The organism is Marinilactibacillus sp. GCM10026970, assembly GCF_042660675.1.
Lineage (GTDB): Bacteria > Bacillota > Bacilli > Lactobacillales > Carnobacteriaceae_A > Marinilactibacillus.
The window spans coordinates 62,336-77,317 of sequence record NZ_JBHSUL010000009.1 but is presented as its reverse complement, the minus strand read 5'-3'; the positions used below and the strand labels follow the sequence as shown (position 1 = coordinate 77,317).

Below are 14,982 nucleotides of genomic sequence, written 5' to 3'. Positions count from 1 at the left end.
CTATGTATTTAATCTTATCCGGTTTTTTGTTGCTTTTTCTAAAATTTAACTTCACGTTGTTTGACTATAGTTTAATCTATATTGGTACAAATTTTATTGGGTACCTTTTCTTACGCTTGGGTATTGAAAACAGTGAAGAAGCGGATGAATTATACATGAAAGATTCACTTTGGTTTTACCTTACGCTGAACTTGGTTTTATTGTTTTGTCGGATCTTTGGAGTTTCAATTGACAACATCACCTTTAACTACATAGACGCTTATTTATTAGCAGCAACTTTGTTATTTGTGCATATTTACCTGTTCGTTTACCCACTTTACCTGTTTTCAAAGTTCATCGCGTATTTAGAATTAGAGTCCAAATGTCTTCAGTCAAAGAAGCTACAAAGGATTACAAAGATCTGTGTGATGCTCGTTATATTAGCTACGCTCTGTTCTAACTTGATATCAAATTTTCAATATTTATGGATCGTAGTGATCTTACTGCAATTCACTGCACTTGTGTTATTAAAAAGATATACAGTGTCTTTTAATCGTTAATTCAATGAACTATAATTAATCAGCTAATCACAAAAGCGAAGGATATTGTTGGTAACAAAAAGAGTGGTTGTCTTGTTTGATATAGGCATAATTTACAATGAGAATCGTACAGAAAAAGAGTTAAGACAACGACGTTCACCCCTCGTTGTCTTAACTCTTTTTATCTTACTTAAATAAACATACTAGAGAGGTATTCTAGTGAATTTGGCTACTAAAGCTAATAAGCCTTTTGCACTTAAAAAGCCCAACACAAAGGGCAAAGTGAGAGAGAATATTGTAGGGAGTAGTTCTTTTGATTCTGGGCTAGTCAAGTAATCATTAAACAACAACGCCGATAAATACATATAAGCGAAACTAAAACCAATACCTAACAGAAAAAATAATACAGTGTAAAGAAATGAACGAGAACTTGAACGGGTATTTTTAAGTTTTTCATCCGGATTATTCATGCTACCTGCAATATCAGTGTGGCGCGTTCCGTTCCTACTGTTGTTTAAATTGTTACCAATGTTCACCCTTGAATACATAGAGCTACTAATATTACTATCTCTATCGTGCTTGTTTTGTCTATCTCGATCACTCATACTATCGAACTCCTTTGTCGCTAGTATACTCTGAAAAGCTTCAGGTGTGCTAAAAAACATGGTCGTAAATCATATTTTTAATTTTTATCTCTATTTGTAAGAGTATATTATCGAATGTATTTCAAATTAAAAACGAACATTTTATATTTTTAATTGATTAAAGTTCGATTAATGCTTTTTAAATGAAGAGATTATTGCTAGAATATAGAAGAATTGTTTATAAACAGTATAAATATCAATCTGTAGGAGGCGCATCATGTCTGTAGAAGTAGCTGTAATTATGGGAAGTAAGTCAGACTGGGAAACTATGAAATATACTTGTGAGATTCTAGATGAACTGGAAATTGAATACAGTAAAACCGTTGTGTCTGCACACCGTACACCTGACTTGATGTTTGAGTTTGCAGAGTCAGCAAGAAGTAAAGGAATTAAAGTGATTATCGCTGGCGCAGGTGGGGCTGCTCATCTTCCAGGTATGGTTGCTGCTAAAACGACTTTACCAGTAATTGGTGTTCCAGTGCAGTCTCGTGCATTGAATGGACTGGATTCTTTACTTTCTATTGTACAAATGCCAGGAGGCGTTCCTGTAGCGACAGTAGCAATTGGAAAAGCTGGAGCGACCAATGCTGGTTTACTTGCAGCACAGATACTAGGGACGACGAATTTTGAAATAGCTGACAGAGTGGAATCACGTAGAGAAGGATTAAAACAAACTGTAATAGAAAGTAGTGAAGAGCTTGTCTAATTGGATCAAACCACATAGTACGATAGGCATTATTGGTGGAGGTCAACTAGGACGTATGATGGCTTTTTCTGCGAAAGAAAGAGGCTATAGAGTAGGTGTTTTAGATCCTACTGCAAATTGTCCGACTGCTCAAGTAGCGGACTGGCATATTGAAGCAAGTTACGATGATGAGGAAGCTCTATTGAAACTAGCGAAACAGTGCGACGTGTTGACTTATGAATTCGAAAACGTAGATGCTAGTACGATTGATCGCGTTATGGATCAGGTTCATGTACCTCAAGGCACAGACTTATTACTCATTACTCAAAATCGGTTAAAAGAAAAAGAGTTCTTAAAAAAATCGGGCATTCCAGTTGCATCCTATGCTAAAATTGATTCTATAGAAGATTTAAAGAATCAGAGTGAGGCATTAGGCTATCCTTCAGTTCTGAAAACGATCCAAGGAGGATATGATGGGAAAGGTCAGTTTGTGCTGAAGCAACCTTCAGATATTGAATCGGCCGCAACTTTGCTTGAACAAGGAACCTGCATTCTTGAAAAGTGGGTATCCTTTCAAATGGAAGTCTCTGTTATGGTAACAAGAAATGAAAGAGGCATGATTTCTGTATTTCCTGTTTCTGAAAATATCCACCAGAATAATATTTTACTGAAAAGTATTGTACCGGCAAGAATATCCAAAGATTTACAGAAAGAAGTTAAGCAGATTGCTGAAACGATTGCGGATCAGCTGAAATTGGTAGGCGTACTAGGTATTGAGCTCTTTGTGACAGAACAGGGGAAAATTTATGCAAATGAACTGGCACCTAGACCGCATAACTCTGGTCATTATTCCATTGAAGCGTGTACAGATTCGCAATTTGATATGCACATAAGAGCAATCTGCGGCTACAGCCTTCCAGAAGTTAAGTTATTGAAACCCGCAGTTATGGTCAATATTTTGGGTGAACATCTAGAAGCAGCACTTGAGTTGAATGAACAGCATCCTAGCTGGCATATCCATGATTACGGAAAATCAGAATCGAAAATTGGCCGTAAGATGGGTCACGTCACCATTCTTACAGACGACGTAAATCAGACTGTGGGTGAAATTGAAGAAACTGGGATATGGAAATCCTGAACCTATAGCGTAAAAAAGAGGAGTAATCAGATGATCGAACGTTACACTAGACCTGAAATGAAACAATTATGGTCAGAAGAAAACCGCTACAATACATGGCTTGAAGTAGAAATTTTGGCAGATGAAGCTTGGGCAGAACTTGGAGAAATTCCTAAAGAAGATGTAAAAAAAATTCGCGAAAATGCTTCTTTTGATATTGAGCGTATTTTAGAAATTGAAAAAGAAACTAGACACGATGTTGTGGCTTTCACACGCGCGGTATCAGAATCTTTGGGAGAAGAGAAAAAGTGGGTACACTACGGTTTGACCAGTACAGATGTCGTCGATACAGCTTACGGATATCAGTTAAAACAAGTCAACGATATTTTGCGTAAAGACCTTCAAACACTTTTTGAAGTCATTGGTGAAAAAGCCAAAGAGCATAAGCATACTGTGACAATGGGTAGAACGCATGGGGTTCATGCAGAGCCGACAACATTTGGGTTGAAACTAGCGCTTTGGTATTCAGAAATGAAACGTCATATCGAGCGTTTTGAACATGCGGCTGAAGGCGTAGAAGCGGGGAAAATCAGTGGAGCCGTTGGAACATTTGCGAATATTCCAACATTCGTTGAGAAATATGTCTGCGAAAAATTAGGTACTCGTCCACAAGAAATTTCAACGCAAGTCTTACCGCGTGATTTGCATGCAGAGTATGTCAGTTCTATCGCTTTGATCGCGACAAGTGTAGAGAAGTTCGCAACTGAAATTAGAGGACTTCAAAAATCAGAAACAAGAGAAGTTGAAGAAGGCTTTGCTAAAGGACAAAAAGGCTCTTCAGCAATGCCGCATAAACGAAACCCAATCGGGTCCGAAAATATGGCTGGTCTTGCGCGCGTTATTCGTGGACACATGGTGACAGCTTACGAGAATGTAACGTTATGGCACGAAAGAGACATTTCACATTCTTCAGCGGAACGTATTATTTTACCGGATAGCACAACGCTACTGAACTATATGCTGAATCGTTTCTCAAATATTGTTCGTAATCTAACAGTATTCCCTGAGAATATGAAGCGCAATATGGATGCAACACTTGGCTTGATTTATAGCCAACGCGTATTACTGAAGCTGATTGATAAAGGTCTTAGCCGCGAAGCCGCTTATGACTTAGTCCAACCACTTACAGCAGTTGCATGGGATGAGCAGAAAGATTTCCGGACTTTGATTGAACAAGATGAAACGGTCATGTCTCATCTATCGGGTGAAGAAGTCGAAGAAGCGTTTGATTACAATTACCATTTGAAAAATGTAAATGAAATATTTGAAAGAGTCGGTTTAGGCGAATAGAAAAATTCCTCTGTGTAGATAACAATCTATGCAGAGGACTTTTTATATACTTAGAAAAGGGTGGTACTAAGAATGGAAGCAACACTTATTAAATATCTCAAAGCTAAAAAGAAAATAGTTAATCAGTTACTAAACGAGGGATACATTGGATACAATGAAATCCCTGAAAAAGATCCAATAGCAGAAGTGTTACAGTATAGACGTTATTTTAATCAGTCAAAGCAAGGAAAAGAAATCACTAAGATTATAAAAGAAGTTGCTGAGAAAATTAACGGAAAGTACAGATTTCAGCTGTTTGTTTGTGATCACTATGAAGATTACTTAACGAAACTAGATAAAGTAGACCAAGTCACCGATTTCCTATTTGAGCATGACTGGGAAGGGTCTCAAGATGATTTAGAAAGTCCACTTTTTATAGTTGCTAACAAGGATTTAGTAGAAACTTACAGTATTGAAGAGACGGGAGACCTATTGAGTATAGAATCTAGAATCAGCGAGGAAACAGTCACTTGAGTTGAGTAAGTCAATGACCGATGCTAAACTAGTTTCAACAAGTATAGAGTGGAGAATGAGATTAATGAAGTTGATTATGTTTAGTGTCAGAGAAGATGAAAAACCAGCTGTAAAAGCATGGGAAAAGCGCAATGGAGCAGAAGTTATAACGGTAACAGACCCTTTGACGCTCGAAACAGTGGATCTGGTGGAAGGTTATTCAGGTGTATGTCTGCAGCAAAGGATAGACGTAACAGATGAAGAAATTTACCGCAAATTAGAATCTTTTGGGATCAAACAGATTGCTTTGCGGACTGCTGGCTATGATATTATAAATTTAAATCTAGCAAAAAAGTACCACTTAAAAGTCACCAATGTTCCAGCGTATTCTCCAACATCAGTCGCAGAACTAGTCGTTATGCAGGCACTAAGATTAATTCGTAATAATCCAATTGTTGAAGATCAGATGAATAATGGAGATTTTCGTTGGGGCGGAATGATTGCAAAAGAAATTAATACCCTGACGGTGGGGATTATCGGTGCAGGAAAAATTGGTGGGACAGCTGCTCGTTTATTCAATGCCTTGGGTGCGAATGTAATTGCGTATGATCCAATCGTTAGAGAAGAACTTAAAGAAATCCTTACTTATGAACAAGATCAGCAATCTGTTTTAGAAAAAGCAGATATTGTGAGCTTACATGTCCCATTAAATGAATCAACGACTCAGTTAATTGATGCTGAAGCACTGACACAAATGAAATCAGATGCGTACTTGATAAATGCTGCTCGAGGTCCGATAGTCGATATCAAAGCGTTAATCAAAGCCTTAAAAGAGAAAAAGATTGCGGGAGCCGCTTTAGATACCTTACCGAACGAGCAACACTTCTTTAATTTCAATTTTAAAAATCAATCCTTACCAGACCGAGATCTTGAAGCGTTGATGAGCATGAACAATGTATTGATTACACCTCATATCGGATTCTACACAACCGTTGCCGTTCAAAATATGGTCGATATTTCATTAGGAAGTGCACTAGAAATACTCCAAACTGAAGAAAGCAAAAACGAAGTGTACTAATCAGTCAGAGAGGCTTAGAGAAAGACAAAAAAGCCTCTTTAAATAGAGTTGAATTAGAAATGGAAAAGCCTAGTAGACAAGTAAAGAGGTAGAATTTCGAAATAAAACGAAAAAAACGCTTGCAAGAATTTTGAGACCGTGTTATAGTTACATCAACAATTAAATACAGCAGTGATTCAATGAAATGGATTGTTACCAAACAAAGTTGTATGGGCAAAACCTAAATTGATCTGAAAGCTACTCTTGGGCGAATTGTCGCTGATAGTAGGTTTGGGATGAGTTTAGGTTTTTTTTTATTAAAAATTTAAACGGAGGTGGCGGTTTAGTGAAATGAAAATTGAGAAAGTGTTGAACAATAACGTAGTACTTGCTTTTAACGAATCAAATCAAGAAATGGTCGTCATGGGAAGAGGTATCGCTTTTCAAAAGCATACAGGAGACGAAATCGAGTTAGATAAAATCGAGAAAACGTTTATTCCAGAAGGCCAAGACGTAATGGAGCATTTACTCTCATTGTATAGGGACATTGATCCAGATATCCTTGAGATTGCAACAAACGTCATTAAATACGCTCAAGGTATATTACATGCTAGACTCAGCAATCATATTTACCTGACTTTACCAGATCACTTAAGTTACGCGATTAGCCGGGCGAAAGATGGATTAGACATCAAAAATCCATTGACTTGGGAAATCAAACGATTTTACAAAGTGGAACACGAAATCGGACTGAAGGCTTTAGAACTTGTTGAAAAAAACCTATCTATCCAGTTACCAGAGTCAGAAGCAGCAGCGGTTGCATTGCACATTGTAAATGCAAGACAAGACGAACAAGATTTACAAGTAACCATTCGAATGACAGAGATGGTCCAAGATATATTGAATATTGTTAGCTATTATTATGGAAAAACATTCAATGAAGAATCTTTTCAATATACTCGGTTCATAACCCATCTTCAGTATTTTGCAAGACGGTTGCTGCAACAGGAAAGAAAAGAATCAGGGGACACCTTTTTATACGATCAGGTGAAAAGTAAATACGAAAAAGCCTTCAACTGTACGGAGCGGATAAATGAATATCTGCTGAAGACACAAGGAGCGGCGTTGACTACAGATGAGCAATTATATCTAGCGATTCATATCCAACGTGTCACAACTGAAGATTAATCTATCACAGATGGATTGTTACTGGTTCAGTAAACTGAATGCAGGCAAAACCTAAGTTGATAGTCAGATATATTTTTCTCTTAAAAGGGGAAACTGTATTCTCGACTATTAAATTAGGTTTTTTTATTACCCAAACTCAAAAAAATAAGAAAACGAGAAAGAAGGAAAATGTAATGGCTTACGAAGAATTAGCAAAAGAAATCCTAGACAATGTCGGGGGCAAAGAAAACGTCAATAGCTTAACGCACTGTATCACAAGATTACGCTTCAAACTGAAAGATGAAGAAAAAGCGAACACAGATCATCTTAAAAATATGGATGGTGTTGTAACCGTTATGAAAAGTGGCGGACAATACCAAGTTGTTATTGGTAACCATGTTCCTGATGTTTACGCGCAAGTATTAAAAGAAGGAAACCTAGGAGACGCTTCTGATTCAACGGATGAAGATACAGGACCTAAAGGGAATCCGTTAGATCAGTTTATCGATTTAGTTTCTGGTATCTTCCAACCGGTACTAGGTGTATTAGCAGCAACTGGGATGATCAAAGGATTCAACGCATTGTTCCTAGCGACTAATGTATTAACGGAATCTTCAGGAACGTACCAGATTTTGAACGCGATCGGAGACTCACTATTTTATTTCTTCCCAATCTTCTTGGCATATACAGCTGCTCAGAAATTTAAAGTAGCGCCATTTATTGCGATGGCAATCGGTGCAGCACTCGTTTATCCAACGATTGCAGGAATTACAGGCGGTGAGGTGTTGTATACACTCTTCCCGGGCACATTGTTTGAATCGCCTGTATATCTAGACTTTTTAGGACTTCCAGTTATCTTACCGCAAGGTGGCTATGGTTCTACCGTTATTCCAATTATTTTAGCAGTGTTTTTTGCTTCTAAAATAGAGAAATTGATGAAAAAAATTATTCCAGATGTTGTGAAATTGTTCTTGGTTCCATTTGCTACGTTACTTGTAGTTGTTCCATTAACATTCATGGTCATTGGGCCGGTAGCAAATATTGCAGCTAACATGATTGGTGCAGGTACTCTAGCAGTTTACGAATTTAGCCCAATTATTGCAGGATTATTGATTGGTGGATTCTGGCAAATTCTTGTAATCTTTGGATTACATTGGGGGCTTGTTCCAGTTGCAATTAACAACTTGTCAGTTTACGGATTTGATCCGATTTTAGCTCTATCATTTATCGCTTCATTTGCACAAACCGGCGCAATCATTGGTGTATTCTTGAAAACAAAAGAAACAAAGGTTAAAACTTTAGCAGTACCAGCAATCATTTCAGGGTTCTTTGGTGTAACAGAGCCAGCAATCTATGGTATCTCTTTACCACTAAGAAAACCATTCATCATCAGTTGTATTGGTGGAGCACTAGGTGGAGCAGCACTAGCTCTCTTTGAAACAAAAAGTTATATTATCGGTGGACTAGGGGTGTTTGGTTACACAAACTTCCTAGATCCAGCTCAATCAGGCGTTCAAAACTTATTTACGATTATTGGTATTTCAGTAGCTGGTCTTATCTTCGGAGCTGTCGTAACGTATCTAGTAGGATTTGGAACATTGTTTGGTGAAGCTGAAGTGGCAACTGATCAAGGAATTGAAACAAAATCTGCATCAACAACTGAAGGCGCAATCGTACAAGCAAATGGCGAATCATATGTAGAAAAGGAAGTCATTGAAAGTCCTGTAACAGGAACTGTATTACCATTAAGTGAAGTGAAAGATGAAGCTTTCTCATCAGGCGCAATGGGTAAAGGGGTAGCAATTGAACCAACAGAAGGTAAAGTCGTTTCACCAGTAAATGGTGAAGTTACAGCGTTGTTCCCTACAGGTCATGCAATTGGTATCACTAGTGATGAAGGCGTAGAATTACTGATTCACGTTGGTATGGATACGGTTCAATTAGATGGTGAAGGCTTTACTGCTCACGTTAAAACTGGAGATCGCGTTGAAGTTGGTCAAACATTAATTGAATTCGATATCGATTTAATCAAAAAAGCAGGTTACCCAGTAACAACACCGGTATTGGTTACAAATGCAGATCACTATCTAGATCTTTTAACAACAGATAAAACAGCAGTATCAACAAACGATTATCTTATGACAGTCGTTATATAAAAAAAGTACTAAACATTGTAAAAGTGTAGGTAGCGAACAAACGCTACCTGCATCATATTTGGAAGGTGGAGTTATTTTGTCAGTCAAAGGATTCAAGAAAGATTTTTTATGGGGTGGCGCTACTGCTGCCAATCAGTACGAAGGTGCTTATAACGAAGGCGGTAAAGGATTATCTACTGCAGATATGGTTAAGTTTGTTCCCAAAGAAGAACGCACTGGTGGACATGCTTTAGATGTAACTAGAGAAGAAATCCAAGCGATCTTAGATGGTCAATCTGATGCTACATTCCCTAAACGTTTTGGTACGGATTTTTATCACAGATATGCAGAAGACATCGCATTGCTAGCAGAAATGGGTTTCAAAGTATTCAGACTTTCAATTAACTGGGCAAGAATTTTCCCAAATGGTGATGATCAAGAGCCGAATGAAGAAGGTCTAGCTTTCTACGATAAAGTATTTGATGAATGTAAAAAATACGGAATCGAACCTTTAGTAACCCTTTCTCACTATGAAACACCCCTAAATTTAACCTTGAAATATAACGGCTGGACAGATAGAAAAGTTGTAGACTTTTTCTTGAACTATGCAGAAGCAGTCTTTAAACGTTATAAAGATAAAGTGACATACTGGTTAACATTCAACGAAATCAATATTGTAACGATGAGCCCGTATACTGGTGCAGGAGTTTTAACAGAAGATGCTGAAAACCCAACGCAACTAAGCTACCAAGCAGCCCATCATCAATTTGTAGCGAGTGCCTTAACAACTAAACTAGCTCGTGAGATCAATCCAGAATTCCAAGTTGGATGTATGTTGGCTCGTTCAACGTTCTATCCAGAAACAAATAATCCAGAAGACGTATTATTAGCACAACACGAAAATCAAATGAACTTATTCTTCACAGATGTACATGCTCGTGGAGAGTACCCAACTTATATGGAACGTTATTTTGACGAAAACAATATCAATATTCAAAAAGAACGTGGAGACGACGAAATCTTGAAAGCTTATACAGTAGACTTCATTTCGTTTAGTTATTACATGTCACTATCCGTTAGTTCTAAAGAAAGTGACGATAGTGTTGGTGGAAACTTATTTGGTGGAGTGAAGAATAACTATCTAGAAACGTCTGATTGGGGATGGCAGATTGATCCAATCGGATTACGTTATACTCTTAATGATATGTATTCACGTTACCAAAAACCTCTATTCATCGTTGAAAATGGCTTAGGTGCTTACGATAAAGTAGAAGAAGATGGTAGTATTCATGACGATTACCGTATCGAATACTTGAGAAAACACATCGAACAGATGAGAGAAGCTGTTAAAGATGGCGTCGACTTAATGGGATACACTAGCTGGGGATGTATTGACTTAGTCAGTGCCTCAACAAGTGAAATGGCTAAACGTTATGGTTTCGTGTATGTAGATCAAGACAATCATGGTAACGGAACACTAGACCGTTCTAAAAAAGATTCATTTTTCTGGTATAAAAAAGTGATTGAATCAAATGGTGAAGATTTAGCATAATTAAAGAAAAAACGGAAGGATCTTAAGGATTCTTCCGTTTTTTTGTAAATTAAAAGAGGGGCAACCAATCGTTGCTCCCTCTTTTAATTGTAAATGTGTATACTGAAAAGGAGAGATAATCATCCATTCAATCTCTGAAGGAGAACAGAACATGGGAGTAAATCAAGCCGTTAGTTTACTGATGGGGTCATTCAATGCAAGTGACCATTTAATAAGAAACCATTTTGAGCATCGCATCTTGCTTTACCAATTTGATGAAAAAATTGACTCTAAAGTACTAAAACAAATCGTTTATGAAGAGAATACCGAAGAACCTTACCAGGTCGAATCAGGGGAAAGTGTTTACTGGAAAGTCGTTAGAATAGTAGATGTCTTCGAAATGGTAGATAAAGTAACTTTCGAACGGGGCGCTGAAGTGTACAGTCGATTCTTTATAGAAGAAAATTTGACGTTAGATGGGGTTATGGCGCAATACTTTTCTGATCTCGATTGGGAAAAGACCATTTAAAAGAGTAAAGAGAATGCGCTAGTTGTCTAGGTGAATTTCAAATAGATAGGAGGAATCAGTTTGGGCACTGAATTTAGAGGAATCATTGATCCAGGAGAACCGGTAGCTGAGAAAGATTCGAAAGCATTGGTAACTAAGTATCTTGACCGGTTGAATATTGTAGAAGTAAAGGAAGTTCCTATTGAAGTAGTTAGAAAACTAGTAGATTTGGAAGAATACCCTCTTGAAAACATAGTAAAAGCTCATCTGGAAATTTTGGAATACAATATAAAATGTTCTCCGGCATATTCAGGTGAAGCAATAGAGATACAACTTTATAAAGTAGTGAAAAACGAGAAGAGTCAACTATATTATGATGAAATCCGTGTATCTGGAGAAGGTATGTTTCAACCTTACTTTGATGACTTGACTATGGTGATTGCAGTGGAGAAGACAGTTGGAGTAATAGAATCAGGCAGTCAGTTGTTTAGCTATGATTTTTCCTTTTTGAGAGGCATGACAACCAAAGAACTGGTAGAAGCATCGCCCGAATTAACTAACTTCTTGGCCATGATCGAAATCTTTGAAACACCTTTTAAAGATAGAAAAGAAATCGACAGGTTGTTCAATGAGATTAGAAAAGTAGAGTGAATCGTTCACATTCACTTCACTTAAAGCGTACTTAAAGTGCTATACTGAATTTAGAAAGTGTCAAAAAGAGCTAGACAGGTTAAAGTGATTTTTGCATGGATACATAAAGAAAAATTGAAAGGGGGTGAACTTTATTTGATTGAAATGATTTTATCCAACCAAACATATATGCAACTGGCTTTCGTCGCTTGTCTGATCTTAGCCTTGCTTACGATACCACTACGTGAGATCGTGACGATCGGTTTTTTTGATATCAGTGATCTGTTCGTCAGTCTAATGATTGCCGTATTCATTGGTTATATGATCAACGAAAGCATGCCTGATAACGCCTCTATTTCGATTGGGCTGTTTATACTTATACTTGTAACTGTTGTGACCGGAATCGTTTTACTTAACATCTTCGTGATTATCCCCTTTCGAAGCCGTTCAGAAAATTCGAGTGCGACATCTATTCGTCAACTCGAAGGCAAAGAAGGTACAGTATCGGTTTCAATCACAGCTGATGGCGTGGGAGAAGTGTTAGTGTATACCGGTTTTACAAAAACTAATAGAATGGCTAAGATTTACGAAAATAGTAGTGACCCTGTGACGTTTATCGAGCAAGGCACAAATGTCCTAGTCATGGACGTTAAAGACTCCTTCTTATACGTTTTACCGTACACGAATGCAATCCAAGCAACAAATGAGCAACAACCAACATGGAACTCAAACACAAAAAACAGAAAACGAAAGTAGGAATTTATTCATGGACGCAAGACTTTTTGGAATCATCGGCATTGTTGCCATTTCACTGATCGTTATCATTTTACTCATTAGTCGTTACCGTATTGCCTCACCAGATATTGCACTGATTATCAGTGGAACGGCACTCGGAAACAGAAATGTCTACACAGATCCAAACACAAATAACAAGATGAAGATCGTGAGTGGGGGCGGTTCATTCGTCTTACCTGTTATTCAATCTGCTAGAACCTTATCTCTGTTATCTTCTAAACTGAAAGTGAGTACACCTGACGTTTATACCAAAGAAGGGGTACCGGTTACCGCAGACGGAACAGTTATCATCAAAGTCGGTTCAACAACCGAAGATATCGCTACTGCTGCTGAACAGTATCTTGGTAAAGCTACAGAAGATTTAGAAAACGAAGCACGTGAAGTGTTAGAAGGTCACTTGCGTTCGATTTTAGGTTCGCTGACGGTCGAAGAAATCTATCAAAATAGAGATCGATTCAGTCAAGATGTACAAAAAGTTGCTTCAGTCGATCTAGCTAAAATGGGTCTAACGATTGTTTCTTTCACCTTAAAAGAAGTAACGGATAAAAACGGGTATTTAGACTCACTTGGTCAAGGACGTATCGCTGAAGTTAGACGTGATGCGGATATTCAGTCAGCGAGAGCCGATAAAGAAACCCGTATTGAACGTGCCCTAGCTGAACAACAATCGAAAAAGGCTGAATTGCAACGTCAAACGGAAACAGCTGAATCTGAAAAAGATAAGAGCTTACGTATTGCAGAATATAAACGACAAGAAAATGTAGCTACAGCACAAGCTGAAAGTGCCTACGAGTTAGAAAAAGCAAAATTACAAAAACAAGTCCTTATCGAACAAGGTAACGCTCAAATCATCGAGCGTGAGAAACAAATTGAATTACAAGAAAAAGAAACCATTAGAAAAGAACGTGAATACGACGCTTCTGTTCGTAAGAAAGCTGACGCTGAGCGTTATGCCATCGAAACAGAATCTGAAGCGAACAAATCAAAAGCTATCGCTGAATCTGAAGCACGTGCGAAAGAAATTGAACTGAACGGTAAAGCAAAAGCTGAAAGTATCCGTGAAATCGGTAAAGCTGAAGCTGAAAGTAAAACCGCTCTGGCTAAAGCCTTAAAAGAATACGGACAAGAAGCCATCGCTACTTTGATGATCGAAGCGTATCCTGAAATGATTCGTGCTGCTTCTGAGCCGCTAGGTAATATCGACAAGATTACTGTTGTCGACAGTGGAAACGGTAAAGGTGCATCATCTCTGACCAATACTGCTTTGAACACATTAGCATCATCACAAGAAGCCTTCAAAGACGCTGTTGGTTTAGATCTCGCTAGTTTAATCGAATCATATGCTGGCACAAAAAATGTCGGTGGCCAAGTAAGAGAATTAAACAATACATTAAAAGAATCAGGAAAAAGTGAATCAGTTTTATCTGAAAACAGTGAATCAGTAACAGAATAGACAAACAGAATAAGACCCGTCACATTGTGGCGGGTTTTCATAATGAATGGATACAATATGAGGTTCTGTTAGGCGACTCTGTTGAATTTATGAACATAAACGGTTATTGAAGCAAGTGAGATATACAGTTAACTAGCGGAAAAAAAGATGACTACTCTGATTGAAAAGAGAATAGTCATCTTTTTAATTTTTGCATAAACGAATCCATATAATCATGAATCCTTTGAAGTACTATAATCAATCGAGTGAAGTTTCTGAACCGATTCTTTTATGATTGTCTAATTTTTTTATTTATTACGAAGATAATAAAGATACATATAGGGTACAAAAACGCAAATGAAAAATATTCCGCCTGTGATAAATCCACTTATTGGACCAGATTCACTCGTGAACGGTGCAAAAATACCAACTGCAATAGAAATAAATGCAATAATAGCGATAGAGATAAGAAGGCTTTTTTTGGTTACTCTTTTTTGAACTTCATGATCTACACTAATAGTTATAGAGGAAAATACTAATATAGTAGTTGAGATGATAAAAACAAACCATAACGGATTTCCGCGCAAAGCATTAGAGCCTATAGTGATTCTGTCATAAGCTAATATCATAAAGATACCTATCGTTTGAATCACATAAGCTATTCTGATGTTCTTCAAATTTTTCAATATTAAACGCTCATCTGTATTTTTTTTCATTATATCAGTCCCTTTCCTTCCAGAATAGTTCATCCAATGTTTTATTGACGGCATAACAGATGCTAAGACAGAGTTTTAAAGAGGGATTGTATTTACCTTTCTCAATCAAACTAATGGTCTGACGAGTAACATTTACTTTTTCAGCTAACTGTTGTTGCGTAAGATCAGCTTGGATACGAGCTATTTTTATTTTATTTTCCACGAA

At 37.5% G+C, this 14,982-nt stretch carries 15 protein-coding genes; 12 read left to right on the top strand and 3 right to left on the bottom strand.

Annotation, left to right across the window (positions count from 1 at the left end; translation table 11 throughout):
• Positions 1-721 precede the first annotated feature (721 nt).
• Positions 722-1,123 carry a hypothetical protein gene (locus ACFP65_RS03420; protein ID WP_379915892.1) on the bottom strand — a complete coding sequence of 134 codons (402 nt, stop codon included), beginning with the start codon at positions 1,121-1,123 and terminating at the stop codon, positions 722-724.
• Between the two features lie 256 nt (positions 1,124-1,379).
• On the opposite strand from ACFP65_RS03420, the gene purE reads away from it, so the two are divergent.
• From purE to ACFP65_RS03360, 12 genes are all read left to right on the top strand, one after another.
• On the top strand, positions 1,380-1,868 hold the full coding sequence (gene purE / locus ACFP65_RS03415) for a 5-(carboxyamino)imidazole ribonucleotide mutase (RefSeq protein WP_379915890.1): 489 nt from the start codon (positions 1,380-1,382) through the stop codon (positions 1,866-1,868).
• On the top strand, positions 1,861-2,985 hold the full coding sequence (purK, locus tag ACFP65_RS03410; RefSeq protein ID WP_379915888.1) for a 5-(carboxyamino)imidazole ribonucleotide synthase: 1,125 nt from the start codon (positions 1,861-1,863) through the stop codon (positions 2,983-2,985). The genes purE and purK overlap by 8 nt, the downstream gene beginning before the upstream one ends.
• 30 nt (positions 2,986-3,015) lie before the next feature.
• Positions 3,016-4,314 carry an adenylosuccinate lyase gene (gene purB / locus ACFP65_RS03405; protein WP_379915887.1) on the top strand — a complete coding sequence of 433 codons (1,299 nt, stop codon included), beginning with the start codon at positions 3,016-3,018 and terminating at the stop codon, positions 4,312-4,314.
• Between the two features lie 72 nt (positions 4,315-4,386).
• On the top strand, positions 4,387-4,827 hold the full coding sequence (locus tag ACFP65_RS03400; RefSeq protein ID WP_379915885.1) for a hypothetical protein: 441 nt from the start codon (positions 4,387-4,389) through the stop codon (positions 4,825-4,827).
• A gap of 64 nt (positions 4,828-4,891) precedes the next feature.
• Positions 4,892-5,884, top strand: a complete 993-nt coding sequence (locus tag ACFP65_RS03395; RefSeq protein WP_379915883.1) for a D-2-hydroxyacid dehydrogenase — start codon at positions 4,892-4,894, stop codon at positions 5,882-5,884.
• 330 nt (positions 5,885-6,214) lie between these two features.
• A complete protein-coding gene (licT, locus tag ACFP65_RS03390) occupies positions 6,215-7,051 on the top strand; it encodes a BglG family transcription antiterminator LicT (protein WP_379915881.1) in 837 nt (278 codons plus the stop codon).
• A gap of 173 nt (positions 7,052-7,224) precedes the next feature.
• Positions 7,225-9,186 (top strand): beta-glucoside-specific PTS transporter subunit IIABC, encoded by a 1,962-nt coding sequence (locus tag ACFP65_RS03385; RefSeq protein WP_379915880.1) that lies wholly within the window; start codon positions 7,225-7,227, stop codon positions 9,184-9,186.
• Positions 9,187-9,262: 76 nt separating this feature from the next.
• Positions 9,263-10,717 carry a 6-phospho-beta-glucosidase gene (gene ascB / locus ACFP65_RS03380; RefSeq protein WP_379915879.1) on the top strand — a complete coding sequence of 485 codons (1,455 nt, stop codon included), beginning with the start codon at positions 9,263-9,265 and terminating at the stop codon, positions 10,715-10,717.
• Between the two features lie 151 nt (positions 10,718-10,868).
• Entirely contained in the window at positions 10,869-11,225 is a 357-nt protein-coding gene (locus ACFP65_RS03375) for a DUF4288 domain-containing protein (protein ID WP_379915877.1), read from the top strand.
• Positions 11,226-11,285: 60 nt separating this feature from the next.
• Positions 11,286-11,855, top strand: a complete 570-nt coding sequence (locus ACFP65_RS03370) for a hypothetical protein (RefSeq protein ID WP_379915875.1) — start codon at positions 11,286-11,288, stop codon at positions 11,853-11,855.
• Between the two features lie 144 nt (positions 11,856-11,999).
• A complete protein-coding gene (locus ACFP65_RS03365) occupies positions 12,000-12,590 on the top strand; it encodes a hypothetical protein (protein WP_379915950.1) in 591 nt (196 codons plus the stop codon).
• 10 nt (positions 12,591-12,600) lie between these two features.
• Positions 12,601-14,082, top strand: a complete 1,482-nt coding sequence (locus ACFP65_RS03360) for a flotillin family protein (RefSeq protein ID WP_379915873.1) — start codon at positions 12,601-12,603, stop codon at positions 14,080-14,082.
• Between the two features lie 287 nt (positions 14,083-14,369).
• On the opposite strand, the gene ACFP65_RS03355 is transcribed toward ACFP65_RS03360, so the two are convergent.
• The gene (locus ACFP65_RS03355) at positions 14,370-14,777 is read right to left on the bottom strand and encodes a hypothetical protein (RefSeq protein WP_379915871.1); all 408 of its coding nucleotides are present in this window, start codon (positions 14,775-14,777) and stop codon (positions 14,370-14,372) included.
• A gap of 4 nt (positions 14,778-14,781) precedes the next feature.
• On the bottom strand, positions 14,782-14,979 hold the full coding sequence (locus ACFP65_RS03350) for a helix-turn-helix transcriptional regulator (RefSeq protein WP_379915869.1): 198 nt from the start codon (positions 14,977-14,979) through the stop codon (positions 14,782-14,784).
• Between the last annotated feature and the right edge of the window lie 3 nt (positions 14,980-14,982).

What these genes read in the sequence shown, in the direction of transcription:
- purB (WP_379915887.1), top strand. Translation starts at nt 3,016, where the DNA reads ATGATCGAACGTTACACTAGACCTGAAATGAAACAATTATGGTCAGAA.
- purE (WP_379915890.1), top strand. Translation starts at nt 1,380, where the DNA reads ATGTCTGTAGAAGTAGCTGTAATTATGGGAAGTAAGTCAGACTGGGAA.
- ACFP65_RS03360 (WP_379915873.1), top strand. Translation starts at nt 12,601, where the DNA reads ATGGACGCAAGACTTTTTGGAATCATCGGCATTGTTGCCATTTCACTG.
- ACFP65_RS03420 (WP_379915892.1), bottom strand. Translation starts at nt 1,123, where the DNA reads ATGAGTGATCGAGATAGACAAAACAAGCACGATAGAGATAGTAATATT.
- ACFP65_RS03385 (WP_379915880.1), top strand. Translation starts at nt 7,225, where the DNA reads ATGGCTTACGAAGAATTAGCAAAAGAAATCCTAGACAATGTCGGGGGC.
- ACFP65_RS03365 (WP_379915950.1), top strand. Translation starts at nt 12,000, where the DNA reads ATGATTTTATCCAACCAAACATATATGCAACTGGCTTTCGTCGCTTGT.
- ACFP65_RS03355 (WP_379915871.1), bottom strand. Translation starts at nt 14,777, where the DNA reads ATGAAAAAAAATACAGATGAGCGTTTAATATTGAAAAATTTGAAGAAC.
- ACFP65_RS03395 (WP_379915883.1), top strand. Translation starts at nt 4,892, where the DNA reads ATGAAGTTGATTATGTTTAGTGTCAGAGAAGATGAAAAACCAGCTGTA.
- licT (WP_379915881.1), top strand. Translation starts at nt 6,215, where the DNA reads ATGAAAATTGAGAAAGTGTTGAACAATAACGTAGTACTTGCTTTTAAC.
- ACFP65_RS03400 (WP_379915885.1), top strand. Translation starts at nt 4,387, where the DNA reads ATGGAAGCAACACTTATTAAATATCTCAAAGCTAAAAAGAAAATAGTT.
- ACFP65_RS03375 (WP_379915877.1), top strand. Translation starts at nt 10,869, where the DNA reads ATGGGAGTAAATCAAGCCGTTAGTTTACTGATGGGGTCATTCAATGCA.